14 protein-coding genes and 1 riboswitch are annotated in these 13,076 nt (G+C 69.4%); of the genes, 7 read left to right on the forward strand and 7 right to left on the reverse strand.

Annotation, left to right across the window (positions count from 1 at the left end; translation table 11 throughout):
• Window positions 1-42 precede the first annotated feature (42 nt).
• From AB0N66_RS25125 to AB0N66_RS25135, 3 genes are all read right to left on the reverse strand, one after another.
• The gene (locus AB0N66_RS25125) at window positions 43-891 is read right to left on the reverse strand and encodes an isoprenyl transferase (RefSeq protein WP_365438995.1); all 849 of its coding nucleotides are present in this window, start codon (window positions 889-891) and stop codon (window positions 43-45) included.
• Window positions 892-949: 58 nt separating this feature from the next.
• A complete protein-coding gene (recO, locus tag AB0N66_RS25130) occupies window positions 950-1,696 on the reverse strand; it encodes a DNA repair protein RecO (RefSeq protein WP_365438997.1) in 747 nt (248 codons plus the stop codon).
• 70 nt (window positions 1,697-1,766) lie between these two features.
• Window positions 1,767-1,982, reverse strand: a complete 216-nt coding sequence (locus tag AB0N66_RS25135; RefSeq protein WP_365438999.1) for a hypothetical protein — start codon at window positions 1,980-1,982, stop codon at window positions 1,767-1,769.
• 319 nt (window positions 1,983-2,301) lie between these two features.
• On the opposite strand from AB0N66_RS25135, the gene AB0N66_RS25140 reads away from it, so the two are divergent.
• Both AB0N66_RS25140 and AB0N66_RS25145 read left to right on the forward strand, forming a co-directional pair.
• Complete coding sequence (locus tag AB0N66_RS25140; protein ID WP_365439066.1) at window positions 2,302-3,135, forward strand: helix-turn-helix transcriptional regulator; 834 nt, start codon at window positions 2,302-2,304, stop codon at window positions 3,133-3,135.
• On the forward strand, window positions 3,117-3,389 hold the full coding sequence (locus AB0N66_RS25145) for a DUF397 domain-containing protein (protein WP_365439001.1): 273 nt from the start codon (window positions 3,117-3,119) through the stop codon (window positions 3,387-3,389). Before AB0N66_RS25140 ends, AB0N66_RS25145 begins: the two co-directional genes overlap by 19 nt.
• 4 nt (window positions 3,390-3,393) lie before the next feature.
• Here AB0N66_RS25145 and AB0N66_RS25150 read toward each other — a convergent pair whose 3' ends face one another.
• Entirely contained in the window at window positions 3,394-4,335 is a 942-nt protein-coding gene (locus tag AB0N66_RS25150) for a LysR family transcriptional regulator (protein ID WP_365439003.1), read from the reverse strand.
• A 125-nt stretch (window positions 4,336-4,460) separates the two neighbouring features.
• On the opposite strand from AB0N66_RS25150, the gene AB0N66_RS25155 reads away from it, so the two are divergent.
• Entirely contained in the window at window positions 4,461-5,729 is a 1,269-nt protein-coding gene (locus AB0N66_RS25155) for an MFS transporter (protein ID WP_365439004.1), read from the forward strand.
• Window positions 5,730-6,261: 532 nt separating this feature from the next.
• Here AB0N66_RS25155 and AB0N66_RS25160 read toward each other — a convergent pair.
• Both AB0N66_RS25160 and katG read right to left on the reverse strand, forming a co-directional pair.
• On the reverse strand, window positions 6,262-6,804 hold the full coding sequence (locus AB0N66_RS25160; protein ID WP_365439006.1) for a hypothetical protein: 543 nt from the start codon (window positions 6,802-6,804) through the stop codon (window positions 6,262-6,264).
• Window positions 6,805-7,019: 215 nt separating this feature from the next.
• Window positions 7,020-9,239, reverse strand: a complete 2,220-nt coding sequence (gene katG, locus AB0N66_RS25165) for a catalase/peroxidase HPI (RefSeq protein ID WP_365439007.1) — start codon at window positions 9,237-9,239, stop codon at window positions 7,020-7,022.
• 394 nt (window positions 9,240-9,633) lie between these two features.
• Between katG and AB0N66_RS25170 the strand changes: the two genes are divergently transcribed.
• Window positions 9,634-10,044, forward strand: coding sequence for a Fur family transcriptional regulator (locus AB0N66_RS25170; RefSeq protein ID WP_365439009.1), 411 nt, complete (start codon window positions 9,634-9,636; stop codon window positions 10,042-10,044).
• 42 nt (window positions 10,045-10,086) lie between these two features.
• Here the strand turns inward: AB0N66_RS25170 and AB0N66_RS25175 are convergent, their stop codons facing one another.
• A complete protein-coding gene (locus AB0N66_RS25175) occupies window positions 10,087-10,863 on the reverse strand; it encodes a helix-turn-helix transcriptional regulator (RefSeq protein ID WP_365439011.1) in 777 nt (258 codons plus the stop codon).
• Window positions 10,864-10,919: 56 nt separating this feature from the next.
• On the opposite strand from AB0N66_RS25175, the gene AB0N66_RS25180 reads away from it, so the two are divergent.
• The 3 genes from AB0N66_RS25180 to AB0N66_RS25190 all read left to right on the forward strand — a co-directional run bounded on the left by AB0N66_RS25180 (window position 10,920) and on the right by AB0N66_RS25190 (window position 13,010).
• Window positions 10,920-11,492: a class I SAM-dependent methyltransferase gene (locus AB0N66_RS25180; RefSeq protein ID WP_365439013.1), complete on the forward strand. Its 573-nt coding sequence runs from the start codon at window positions 10,920-10,922 to the stop codon at window positions 11,490-11,492.
• Between the two features lie 74 nt (window positions 11,493-11,566).
• Window positions 11,567-11,714, forward strand: a riboswitch (cobalamin riboswitch).
• Window positions 11,715-11,819: 105 nt separating this feature from the next.
• Window positions 11,820-12,857 (forward strand): iron ABC transporter permease, encoded by a 1,038-nt coding sequence (locus AB0N66_RS25185; RefSeq protein ID WP_365439015.1) that lies wholly within the window; start codon window positions 11,820-11,822, stop codon window positions 12,855-12,857.
• Between the two features lie 3 nt (window positions 12,858-12,860).
• Complete coding sequence (locus tag AB0N66_RS25190) at window positions 12,861-13,010, forward strand: hypothetical protein (protein ID WP_365439017.1); 150 nt, start codon at window positions 12,861-12,863, stop codon at window positions 13,008-13,010.
• Window positions 13,011-13,076 lie beyond the last annotated feature (66 nt).

The raw sequence follows: 13,076 nt of genomic DNA on the forward strand, positions 1-13,076 counted from the left end.
CGTGGGGAGCGCCGGGTGCCGCGCCGTCGTAGGGCAGTTGCCTCAGTCCTCCGTGCGGCCTCGCATGTCCCGCTCCATCTCGAGCAGTTGCTCGTTCGGAACGGCGCCGCCGAAGCGGCGGTCGCGCGAGGCGAATTCGACGCACGCCCGCCACAGATCGCGCCGGTCGAAGTCCGGCCACAGCACGTTCTGGAAGACCATCTCGGCGTAAGCGCTCTGCCAGAGCAGGTAGTTGGAGGTGCGCTGCTCACCGCTCGGCCGCAGGAACAGGTCCACGTCCGGCATGTCCGGGTAGTAGAGGTACTTCGCGAAGGTCTTCTCGTCGATCTTCGCGGGGTCGAGCCGGCCGGCCTTGATGTCCTCCGCCAAGGCCTGCGCGGCATCGGCGATCTCGGCCCGCCCGCCGTAGTTCATGCAGAAGTACAGCGTCAGCCGGTCGTTGTCCTTGGTCTGCTCCTGAGAGATCTGGAGCTCCTTGGCCACCGATTTCCACAGCTTGGGCATCCGGCCCACCCAGCGGACCCGGATGCCGAGTTCATCGAGCTGGTCGCGGGTCTTGCGGATGAAATCGCGATTGAAGTTCATCAGGAAGCGCACCTCGTCGGGCGAGCGCTTCCAGTTCTCGGTCGAGAAGGCGTACAGCGAGATGGCGCCGACTCCCGCCTCGATCGCGCCCTGCAATACGTCCAGGACGCGCTCGGCGCCGACCTTGTGCCCCTCGGTACGCGGCAGCCCGCGCTCCTTGGCCCAGCGTCCGTTGCCGTCCATGACGATCGCCACATGGTTGGGCACCAGCTCGCCGGGGAGCTTGGGCGCGCGGGCACCGGACGGGTGCGGTTCCGGCGTCTTGTACTCGCGGCGCTGGCGTCCCAGAATCCCGCGTACAGCCATGTGTTTCTCGTCTCCTTGGTTCTTTGCTACTTCTCTACGCAATTACTTCTCTATGCAATTACTTCTCTACGTAACGCAGTGAGCGAAGGCCGCGTTCCAGGTGCCAGTGCAGATAGGCCGACACCAGCCCGCTGCCCTCCCGGACGTGCCGCGACTCGGCAGCGTCCGCGGTCTCCCAGTCCCCCGTCAGCAGCGCGCCGAGCAGTTCGAGAGCCTGCGCCGAGGGTACGACGCTGCCGGCCACCCGGCAGTCGACGCAGACGGAACCTCCCGCGGCGACCGAGAAGAACCGATTCGGTCCCGGCATCCCGCACTTCGCGCAGGCGCTGAAACTGGGCGCGTAGCCGTTCACCGCGAGGGAGCGCAGCAGGAAGGCGTCGAGGACGAGATGCGGCTCGTGCTCACCGCGGGCGAGGGTGCGCAGCCCGCCGACCAGCAGCAGATACTGCTGCACCGCCGGCTCCCCCTCATGGTCGGTGAACCGCTCGGCGGTCTCCAGCATGGCCGTCCCGGAGGTGTACCGCGCGTAGTCGGTCACGATCCCACCACCGTACGGAGCGATCGTCTCGCTCTGCGTACACAGCGGCAGCCCGCGCCCGATCAGCTCGCTCCCCCGCGCGAAGAACTGCACGTCCACATGCGAGAACGGCTCCAGCCGCGCCCCGAACTTCGACTTGGTCCGCCGCACCCCCCGCGCTACGGCGCGTACGCGCCCGTGACCACGGGTGAGCAAGGTGATGATGCGGTCCGCTTCACCCAGCTTCTGGGTGCGCAGCACGATGCCGTCGTCGCGGAACAGGCTCATGGGGTCCATTCTCACCTACGGCACCGACGCCCCGGGCCGAGTGTCCCGAAGGCGCCGGGGCCGACCCCATTCAGGGGACCTCACCGCGGCTGCGTGCGTTGGCATACGCCGTCGCCGCGCTGAGCCGCTCCGCCGCGGTGGCTCCCCGGACGGCGTCCGGTTCGCAGTCCCACTCCTTGCCGCCGCCGTACGGTCTCAGCTGGACGTACGACCCCTCGTGCCCCATGACCATCCCCACCCTTCCGGTCCGTATGTCCATCGCGTACGAGCCGATCACCGGCTTCACCGCAGCGCCGCCACGAGCCGGGCCGCCAACTCGACGGAACAGCCACCCAATTCGATCCGCGGACAAGGCGCCTCTCGCGCCAGACTTGCCTGGTCGATCCGCAGTGACGGCAGCGTAATTCCAGCGCTCGCAAGCACCGTCCGCAATTCCTTCACCGTTTCCTCCGCTTCTTCGACGCACCGCGCCGAGTGTTGTGCCTTCACCCTGCTCCCCTGTCTTTTCGACTTTCACTCTTCGCATCTCCAGGATGACGCTCCGCGCCTACACTCGGCAGGAGTCTGTCCTCTACAAGTGCAGCGCAGTGCAGGGGGGTTGGCCTGTGGCCAAGGGTTCGCGGCAGGCGGCGTGGGAGTTCTTCGGAACCGAACTGAAACGGCGCCGGGAGGACGCCGGTTTCTCCCAGGTGGAGTTGGGCGTCCGGGTATTCGTCTCCGGAGGCTACATCGGACAGTTCGAACAGGCCATTCGGAAACCGCAGTTGGACGTCGCGCAGAGGATCGACGAGCTACTGCAAACCGGCGGTTTTTTCGAGCGGACATGGCGAAAGCTGATTGACGACAAGCGGTACGCGGATTATTTCGCGGAGGTTGTGGAGCTTGAGCGGTTGGCGACGAAGATCTGCGACTTCGCGCCGGTACTGATGCCGGGTCTCCTGCAGACAGCTGCGTACGCTCGGGCGGTCACTCTGGCGGCCAACCCCTTCGCCACCGAGGAATACGTGAACGAGAAGGTCACAGCTCGCCTGGAGCGGGCGCACATCCTCGACGACGCTACACGGCCCGAGTATTGGGCGGTCCTGCACGAGAACGTGCTGCGCATCCCGGTGGGCGGGCCCGAGGTGACGGCCGAGCAGTTCGAACACATCATCACCATGGCCCGCGAACGGAAAGTACTGGTCACGATCCTTCCGTACTCGGTGGGAGCGTTTGCCACGATGGCCGGGATGATGACGCTCATGGAGTTCGAGGACGCTCCGCCAACTGTCTATACAGAAGCCGTGTATTCGGGGAGTCTGCTCGACGATCCAGCCCTGGTGAAGCGCATGCAGGGGACCTACGATCTGCTCAGGGTCGCCGCGCTGCCGCCGGAGGCGTCCCTGACTCTGATCGCATCGGCGGCGGAGGACCTCAGACGATGCACGAGTACGACCTGAGCACCGCCCGCTGGCGTAAGAGCACGTACAGCGATGGCAACGGCGGCAGCTGCATCGAGGTCGCGTACGACTTCGTGGGCGCCGCCCAGTGGCGCAAGAGCAGCTACAGCGACGACAACGGCGGGGACTGCGTCGAGGTGGCCGACGGATTCCCCGGTGTCGTCCCCGTCCGCGACAGCAAGGTGCCGGACGGCCCCGTCCTGGTGATCGGCTCCGCCGCCTGGACGGAGTTCACTCGCGCCGTGGCGGAGTGACCGACTAAGCCCATGCCGGTGTCCAGGTCGTCTCGGCCTCGGCGTGCTCGGGCCGCCGCCCGGAGCTGAGGTGGGTGCGGAGGGCGGCCAGCGCAGGGTGTGGGTTGTTGCGGTGCCAGACCAGTGAGTGCGGGTAGACCGGTATGGGATCCCGCACCGGGATGCGCCGCAGGCCGTGCTCGGCGGGCCAGACGAGGTGGGTCCGCTCACCGACGAGGGTCGCCAGTGACCGGGAGTCGGCGAGGGTGTCCAGCAGGGGCTTGGTGCCGAAGTCGGGGCCGGTGACCTCGATGGTGAGCCCGAACGCGGCGGCGAGGTCGTCGTAGTAGGCACCCCACTCGGTTCCAGGAACGAGGCCGGGCATCCAGATCCGGTACCCGACAAGCTCGGCGGGCGTGACCGCGCGGAGGTCGGCGAGCTCGTGGGCCGGCCCGATGACGATCTCGATCGGCTCGTCGAAGGCCCGGGCGACGCCGATGTCGTCGAAGAGCCGTCGGCCAGGCATCGTGACGGCGCGGAAGGACGCGTCGATCGTGCCGGACCGGATCGCGTCGATGGCCGCGTCGGCGTCGAAGAGGGTCACGACATCGAGTTCGACCTCGGGGTGCGCGCGATGGAAGTCGCCCAGCACGGCGGCCGGGCCGAGCCGTCGGCCGATCACGTCGACACGCAGCGCACGGCGGCCGGGACGGACGGAGGCGACCGCCCGCTCCTCGGCCCGTAGGAGGTCGCGGGCGTGGGGCAGGAACGCCTGTCCGTCGATGGTGAGCTTCACTCCGCGCGCGGTGCGGGTGAACAACCGCACACCGAGGATCTTCTCCAGCGTGGCGATGCGCTTGGAGACGGCCTGCTGGGTGATCGACAGTTCGCCGGCAGCGTCCTGGAACCGCCCCGAGTCCGCGGCGGCCACGAAGGTGCGTACAGCGGCGAGGTCCACACCGGTCATGCTAGTGACACAACCCCTGGTTGTGACTGTCCGGCCGGCTGGTTGTTTGCTCTCGTCACTCGCCACTCGCTTGGATGCCCACGTCAACGTCTGGTGGTCTCGGGTCGGCGAGAGGTGCGGTGGGTATGGCGGGGAGACGGGCGCTGGGGCGGCGGTTCGGGTGGTTGTGGGCAGCGTTCGCCGTCAGCTCGTACGGTACGGGCCTCGGATTCGGTGCGTTTCCCGTGATCGCGGTCCTTGTGCTGCACTCGGGGCCGACCCAGGTGGCGGCGCTGGCTGCCACGGGGCGGGCAGTCGGGGCTGTGATGGCGGTGCCGCTCGGTCCGTGGGTGGAGTTCCGCCGTAAGCGGCCGGTCATGATCGCGATGGACCTGACCCGGTTCGCGGCCTTGATGAGCGTCCCCCTCGCGTTCGCGCTCGGCCTGCTCAGCTTCGCCCAACTCCTCGTCGTCTCCGTCGTCGTCGCGGCGGCCAACATCGCGTTCAACGCGGCAAGCGGTGCGTATCTGAAGGCGCTGGTGCCCCCGGAGGACCTGATCGTCGCGAACAGCCGCTTCGAGTCCACGACATGGACCGCGACGACGATCGGACCACCGCTCGGCGGAGCCGCGATCGGGATCTTCGGCCCGGTGACGACCGTGATCGCCGATGCGGTCAGCTATCTACTCTCGGCCCTGGGCATCCGCGCCATCGGAGCCGTCGGCGGGACGGACCCGCGCCCCACGCGGCCCACGGCACCACGACTGCGAGCGGGCGACCTGCTCGAAGGCTGGCGCTACATCCTCGCGCACCCCACCCTGCGCCCCCTGTTCTTCAACGTGCTCGCGGTCAACGGCCTGATCATGGCCTCCGAGCCACTGATCCTCGTACTCCTGCTGGGCGACCTCGGGTTCGCACCCTGGCAGTACGGTCTCGTGTTCGCGTCCCCGTGTGTCGGGGGTCTCATCGGCGCACGCCTCGCGCCCCGGTTCGTGAGGCGGTTCGGGCAGCGCAAGGCGATGCTCATCGCCGGGGTGTCACGCGCGTGCTGGCCGATTGGACTGGCGTTCGTCCAGCCCGGCGTCCCCGGGATGGTGCTGATCATCGCCGTCCAGTTCGGCCTGGTGACCTGCATCGGCCTGTTCAACCCGGTACTGGCCACCTACCGGCTCGACCACACCGCCCCCGAGCGCGTCGCCCGCACCCTGACCGCATGGTCGATCAGCACCAGCGCCAGCATCGCGGCCCTGACCGCCGTATGGGGACTGCTAGCCGCCGTCACCACCCCACGCACCGCGATCGCGATCGCCGGAGTCCTCCTCCTCACCACCCCACTCCTGCTCCCGCGCCACGAGCCCGTACCGCAGAACAAACCCACTGCCGCCGAAACCCCAGAACCCGTCGACCGCGCCTGAGCAAACAGCGCCGCACAACGCCAAACCCAGGCTGATTGGCAGCTTCGTACCAAGCAAAGCCCCCCTGACCAGGGCCCATCCCATCCCCCGATGGCACAAATCTGCCAATCACCAGCCTGCACGGAACGGGAGGGGACCGTGTGACGGAGGAGGTCGGCGAACCACCGGTCGGTCGGCCGCCGGACCGACCCGGCGTGCAGGCGAGACGCGTTCGCGTTCCACCGACCCCGGGCAACGCCCCACCCACGGTCCCACCAGCCCAGCTCGGGGACCCCTCACCCCTGGGCCGCCCGCTCGCTTCTCCTCCGTGCTGGAGCGGGCCTGGTCAAGGGTCGGCCGGAGGCCGATCGGCGCAGCCGACGCGTAGCGCAGCGGAGCGCCCTTTACTCGGCACGCGGAAACACGACACTGACCAAGAAGCGGGCGGCCCAACGCCCACCCCGCAACCCCGGCTGACAAGCACCCCGTCGCCAAAGCGACCGTCCCTTGCTCACCCCCATGTGCTCACCCCATGCGCTCAGCCGCGCGACCACTAGCAGGCGAACGTGTCCATCAGGGTGTCGATGCGCAGGCGCAGGCCCGCGCTCACCGCGTGCCGGTCCCGGATGGTGAGGTGCAGGCCCGCCCAGAGGTCGAGGCCGCGGCAGGCGTCGTCGGGGTCGTACGCGGCCGCGGGTAGTTGCGGAACGCGTCTGCGGCCGGTCTCGTCGAGTTGGTAGGGGGCGTCGAACGCCGCTTCCCAGCGGGCGAGTTCGGGGGCGAACCGCTCCTGTGCCTGCGCCTCCCCGACGTCCAGGTACCGGGCGATGTCCTCCCAGGAACTGCCCCGCTCCCGCTCGTAGGCCACGGCCAGGGCGAGCGTCCGCTCCGCGAGCTCGGTCAGCTGGAGGGCCTGGCTGACCCGGCCGCCGGGACCGCTGTCCGTGTCGTTGCGGGTGGCGACCAGCCCACCGGCGCGGTCGGCGACAGTGACCGCGACCCGGCTGAGCACGAGGCGGGCGAGGGCGTCACGGGAGTAGGCGCGGCGGTCGTCGTCGTAGGAGGTCGTCTCAGGCGGGGTCTCCGGTGGGGTCACGGGGCTCAGGGTTCCATGCGCCCGTGTGTTCGTCGCAGCGATTTCTCGGCGGTACCGGAACAGAAACGTCCAGGCCGACCCCTGCGGGCCGACCTGGACGTTCCATACCGGCGGATCACCGTCGGCTCACCGTCGGATCACCGTCGGCTCACCGTCGGATCACCAGCGGATCACCGCCGGATCGGAGTGATCAGACCAGACCAGACCAGATCTGATCAGACCAGATCGAACCGGTCCAGGTTCGAGACCTTGACCCACGCGGCGACGAAGTCGTTCACGAACTTCTCCTTCGCGTCATCGCTGGCGTAGACCTCCGCGACGGCGCGCAGTTCGGAGTTCGAGCCGAAGACCAGGTCGGCACGAGTGCCGGTCCACTTGACCGCGCCCGAGGCGTCGCGGCCCTCGAAGGTGTTCTGGTCCTCGGACGTCGCCGACCACGTCGTGCCCAGTTCGAGCAGGTTGACGAAGAAGTCGTTGGTCAGGATCCCCGGGGTGGTGGTGAGGACGCCGAGCTTGGTGTCCCCGTGGTTCGCACCCAGGACGCGCAGGCCGCCGACGAGGACCGTCAGCTCGGGCGCGCTCAGGTTCAGCAGGTTCGCCTTGTCGACCAGCAGGTACTCGGCCGGCAGGCGGTTGCCCTTGCCGAGGTAGTTGCGGAACCCGTCGACGGTCGGCTCGAGCGCGGCGAACGACTCCACGTCCGTCTGCTCCTGCGAGGCGTCCACGCGGCCCGGCGTGAAGGGCACCTCGATGTCGAAGCCGGCGTCCTTGGCGGCCTTCTCGACGCCCGCGGCACCCGCGAGGACGATCAGGTCGGCCAGCGAGATCTGCTTGCCGCCGGCGTTGAAGGACGTCTGGATGCCCTCCAGGGTGCGCAGCACCTGCGCCAGCTGGTCCGGCTCGTTGACCTCCCAGCCGCTCTGCGGCTGGAGGCGGATGCGCGCACCGTTGGCGCCTCCGCGCTTGTCGCTGCCGCGGAAGGATGAGGTCGCGGCCCACGTGGTGGACACGAGCTGGGAGACGGACAGGCCCGAGCCGAGGATCAAGGTCTTGAGGGCGGCGATCTCCGCGGCGTCGACGAGCTCGTGCGTCACCTCGGGCAGCGGGTCCTGCCAGATCAGCTCCTCGGACGGTACCTCCGCGCCGAGGTAGCGAACGATCGGGCCCAGGTCGCGGTGGGTCAGCTTGAACCACGCGCGGGCGAAGGCGTCGGCGAACTCGGCGGGGTTCTCGTAGAAGCGCCGCGAGATCTGCTCGTAGGCCGGGTCGACCTTCAGCGCGAGGTCGGTGGTCAGCATCATCGGAGCCTTGGACTTCGACGGGTCGTGCGCGTCGGGGATGGTGCCCGCGCCCGCGCCGTCCTTCGCCACCCACTGGTTGGCGCCGGCGGGGCTCGACGTCAGCTCCCACTCGTAGCCGAACAGGTTCTGGAAGAAGTAGTTGCTCCACTGGGTCGGCGTCTGCGTCCAGGTGACCTCCAGGCCACTGGTGATCGCGTCGCCGCCCTTGCCGGTGCCGTAGGTGCTCTTCCAGCCGAAGCCCTGGGCCTCGATCGGGGCGGCCTCGGGGTCGTCGCCGACGGCGTCCGCCGGGCCCGCACCGTGGGTCTTGCCGAAGGTGTGACCGCCCGCGATCAGGGCGACCGTCTCCTCGTCGTTCATCGCCATCCGGCGGAAGGTCTCACGGATGTCGCGGGCCGCGGCGAGCGGGTCCGGGTTTCCGTTCGGGCCCTCGGGGTTGACGTAGATGAGGCCCATCTGGACGGCGCCGAGCGGCTCCTCCAGCTCGCGGTCGCCGGTGTAGCGCTGGTCGTCGAGCCAGGTGGTCTCGGGACCCCAGTAGACGTCCTCGTCGGGCTCCCAGACGTCCGCGCGGCCGCCGGCGAAGCCGAAGGTCTCGAAGCCCATCGACTCCAGGGCGACGTTGCCGGTGAGGATCATGAGGTCGGCCCACGAGATGCTCTGGCCGTACTTCTTCTTGACCGGCCACAGCAGGCGGCGGGCCTTGTCGAGGTTGCCGTTGTCCGGCCAGCTGTTGAGGGGGGCGAAGCGCTGCTGGCCGGCGCCGGCGCCGCCACGGCCGTCGCTGATGCGGTAGGTGCCCGCGCTGTGCCAGGCCATCCGGATCATGAACGGGCCGTAGTGCCCGAAGTCGGCCGGCCACCACTCCTGCGAATCCGTCAGCACCTCGGCGATGTCCGCCTTCACGGCGGCGAGGTCGAGGGTCTTGAACGCGGCGGCGTAGTCGAAGTCCGCACCGAGGGGGTTCGCCACGGCGGGGTTCTTCGCAAGGATCTTCACGTTGAGCCGCTCCGGCCACCACTGGCGGTTTCCGCCGCCCTGGGTCGGGTGCGAGGCTCGGTCGTGCGCTACCGGGCAGCCACCGCCGCCCTCCGTTTTCGCGTCTGTGACGATTGCGTCGTGGTTCTCAGTCATGGGAATCCTTCCGGACCTGGCGGATCACGGTGCTCAGGAACTGCGGGCGGTGGAACGGTCGCGCGGGGGGTACGAAGACTGGGGTGGGCGACGGCGAAGTCGGGGGTGTCGGCCTCGCTGACCTGCGGAGGGCCTCACGCACGACCTGAAGGGAGATATGGCTCGCGCGACCGCGCATCCCGGAGGGGATGGATCGCCTCGAAGCCGAGGTGGTCCCGTCACGTCTCTGTCTCATGTCGTACTGGAGTCTTCCTGTCCCTTGGCTATCGCCGGAACCGATCCTACGATGGACCGAGTCCAAGTCAAGAAGCGGGCCAAGCCCATATCCAACCGGGACCCGGACGTCCACCGGTAAACTCCGGGCATCCCACTGAACCTGAATAGGTGAACCGATATGAGTGACCTGCTGGAGCGACTGCGAGGACGTGGCTGGCGGATGACCTCCCAGCGACGTGTCGTTGCGGAGGTCCTCGACGGCGAACACGTACATCTCACGGCCGACGAGGTGCATGCCCGCGCGGCACAGCGACTGCCGGAGATCTCCAGAGCGACCGTCTACAACGCCCTGGGCGAGCTGGTCTCCCTCGGTGAGGTGCTTGAGGTCTCCACCGACGGCCGCGCCAAGCGCTACGACCCGAACGCCCACCATCCGCACCAGCACCTGGTGTGTTCCAACTGCGGCACCATCCGCGATGTCCACCCGGCCGGCAATCCGCTGGCCGACCTCCCGGCGGAGGAACGGTTCGGCTTCACGGTCTCCGAGGTCGAGGTCACCTACCGCGGTCTGTGCCCGTCCTGCGCCTAGCGTGCCTTGTCATCAGGGGTCGTCAGGGGTCATCAGGGGTCATCAAGGCTGGGCCGGGAAGTACTGCCGCGGTGTGACGCCGATGATCCGGTGGAACGCCGCGACGAAGGAACTGGCTGAGGCATAGCCGACCTGGCGCGCGACGGTCTCCAGGGTCAGGCCGTCGGCGAGCAGGGGCATCGCGGCCCGCATACGCAGTTGCTCCCGCCACTGGGCGAAGGCCAGGCCCGTGTCCGCGACGAAGAGACGGGCCAGCGTGCGGGCGCTCGCGCCGACCTCGTCCCCCCAGGCGGACAGCGGGCGGCCGTCCGACGGATCGGCGGTCAGGGCCCGGGCCACGGTACGCGTGCGCGGGTCCCGCGGCTCGGTCACCGCGATACTTGTCACAGGGACGGGACTCAGTACGTCCAGGAGTACGGCCTCCGCGCGGGACCGGGCCTCCGGGGTGAGATCCGTGGCCGCCAAGTGGTCGATGAGGGCGCGTTGCAGCGGGCCGACCGCCACCACCGTCGGCTCCGTCCAGGCGATCTGCGGGCAGCTCGCGGGATCGACGTACGGGCTTCGCATGACCGCGTCGCCCTCCGACTCCGTCGTGTGCGGCAGCCAGGCCGGGATCCACAGGGCGAGCGAGGGCGGCAGCAGCCAGGAGCCCTGCTCGCTGCCGACACGCAGCAACCCCTTTGCCGACCAGGCCAGTTGGTGGAAGGAGTGCCAGTGCGTGCTGAAGGCGGTGCCCCGCGGCATGGTGAAGTGCCCGACGAAGATCGCGGTCGCGGTCGCAGTCGCAGTCGATGGTGGCGGCTGTCCGTTCTGCGACATGGGACGGCAGCCTAGCCCGTGGTGGACAGGCCGGGGCGGCCTCTAGCGTCGGGTCCATGCCGATGAACCGAGCCCACCGCAAGCTGTGCAGCTCCGAGGGATGGGCGCAGACCACGAAGGACCGCATCCTGCCCTGGGCCCTGGAAGGTGTGGAGCTGGGCGAGGACGTACTGGAGATCGGGCCGGGTTACGGGGCCAATCTGCGCGTACTCGTCGAAGAGGTCCCGCACCTGACCGCCGTGGAGATCGACGGGGACACCGCCCGGCTCCTCCAGGACAAGTGGGGCGGGCGCGCCCGCGTCCTGCACGCGGACGGCGCGGCCACGACCCTGCCCGACACCTCGTACGACTCCGTCGTCTGCTTCACGATGCTCCACCATGTCCCCACGGCCGATCACCAGGACCGCATCTTCGCCGAGGCCTTCCGCGTACTGCGTCCCGGCCGCACCTTCGCGGGCAGCGACAGCCGGCTGAGCCTGCCGTTCCGGATCCTGCACTTCCGCGACACGATGAACACGCTGGACCCGCGCACCCTCCCCGCGCGTCTGACCGGGGCGGGCTTCACCGGCGTATCGGTGGATCTGCACCCGAAGAGCGGCAGCCTGCGCTTCCGCGGCACCCGCCCCTGAGCGGCCGATCCGGCTGGTGAGCAGCCGACCCGGTCCCCTGCGGCCGCCGACCCGGCCCCCGAGCCGCGCCCGGCATCGGCACATCGCCCGTTTGTTACGCTCGTCGCGCGTCCCGTGGGGGAAGCCGGTGAGAGTCCGGCGCTGACCCGCAACGGTAAGCGCGGCAGGCCGTCCCGGCCCGGCGCGTGAGCCCGATTACCCACGGGGTGGCATGTGACCCGATGACGCTCGCCGCGGACTGCGAGAGGGGAGCGCACGGTTGTGTCGTGCCGCCCATCCCCCCTGCTTGTGTTCACGAGGCGGCCCGAGGCTTAGGACCCGCCGCCCGTGCGCCGAATACCCGTCGTGCCGCTGGTCCTTGGGCTGACGCTGTTGTTGTGTCTGTCGCTGCTCTGCGGGGTCGGTCTTGGGGCCTCGGGGATCAGCTGGGGGCAGGTGCTCCGGTTTCTGTGGGCCGGGGTGACCGGCGGCGGTATCCGCCCCGGTGACGTCGCCCCGTACACCATCGTCTGGGAGATCCGGCTGCCCCGGGTGATGCTCGCCGCCGTCGTCGGCGCCGGGCTCGCGGCCGTTGGCGTCGCGGTACAGGCCATGGTGCGCAACGCGCTCGCCGATCCGTTCGTGCTCGGGATCTCCTCCGGCGCGGCCGTGGGTGCCAACGCGGTCATCCTGCTCGGTCTGTTCGCCGGGCTCGGGGTGTGGGCGCTGTCCGTCGCCGCCTTCGGGTCGGCGCTGGCCGCCATGGCGCTCGTCTACGCGGTGGCCCGGTCGCCGCTCGGGCTCACGCCGCTGCGGCTGGTGCTGACCGGGACGGCACTGGCGTACGGCTTCGAGGCCCTCACCACCGTCATGGTCTTCGGCGCGGCCCGCGGTGAGGCCGCCCGGTCGGCGATGATGTGGCTCCTTGGCAGCCTCGGCGGCGCGACCTGGGAGAAGGTGCCGCTCGCCGCCGCGGTGGCGCTCGCGGGGTGGGCCTGGCTGCTGCGGCGGGCCGAGTCGCTCAACGCCCTAGCCATGGGGGACGAGACCGCCGCCGCGCTCGGCGTGCGGCCCGAGCGGTTGCGCCGGGAGCTGTTCCTGGTCACGGCCGCCGTGACCGGGTCGGTGGTCGCCGTCAGCGGAGCCATCGGGTTCGTCGGGCTGATGGTGCCGCATGTCGTACGGATGCTCGTCGGCGCCGATCACCGGCGGGTGCTGCTGGTGGCACCGCTCGCCGGAGCCGTGCTGCTGGTGTGGGCCGATGTGCTGTCCCGGCTGCTGCTCGCGCCGGCCGAGCTGCCGGTCGGCGTGATCACCGCCGTGGTCGGAGTGCCCGCCTTTCTGCTGCTGATGCGGCGCGGCGGCTACGCGTTCGGAGGGCACTGACCGATGCGGCTCGATGTGGAGGGTGTGTCGTTCGACGCCGGTGCGGTCCGGCTCGTGGACGACATTCGGCTGAGCGTGAGCAGTGGGACCTTCGTCGTGCCCGCCTTTCTGCTGCTGATGCGACGCGGCGGCTACGCGTTCGGAGGGCACTGACCGATGCGGCTCGATGTGGAGGGTGTGTCGTTCGACGCCGGTGCGGTCCGGCTCGTGGACGACATT

This window comes from Streptomyces sp. NPDC093544 (assembly GCF_040683495.1).
Lineage (GTDB): Bacteria > Actinomycetota > Actinomycetes > Streptomycetales > Streptomycetaceae > Streptomyces.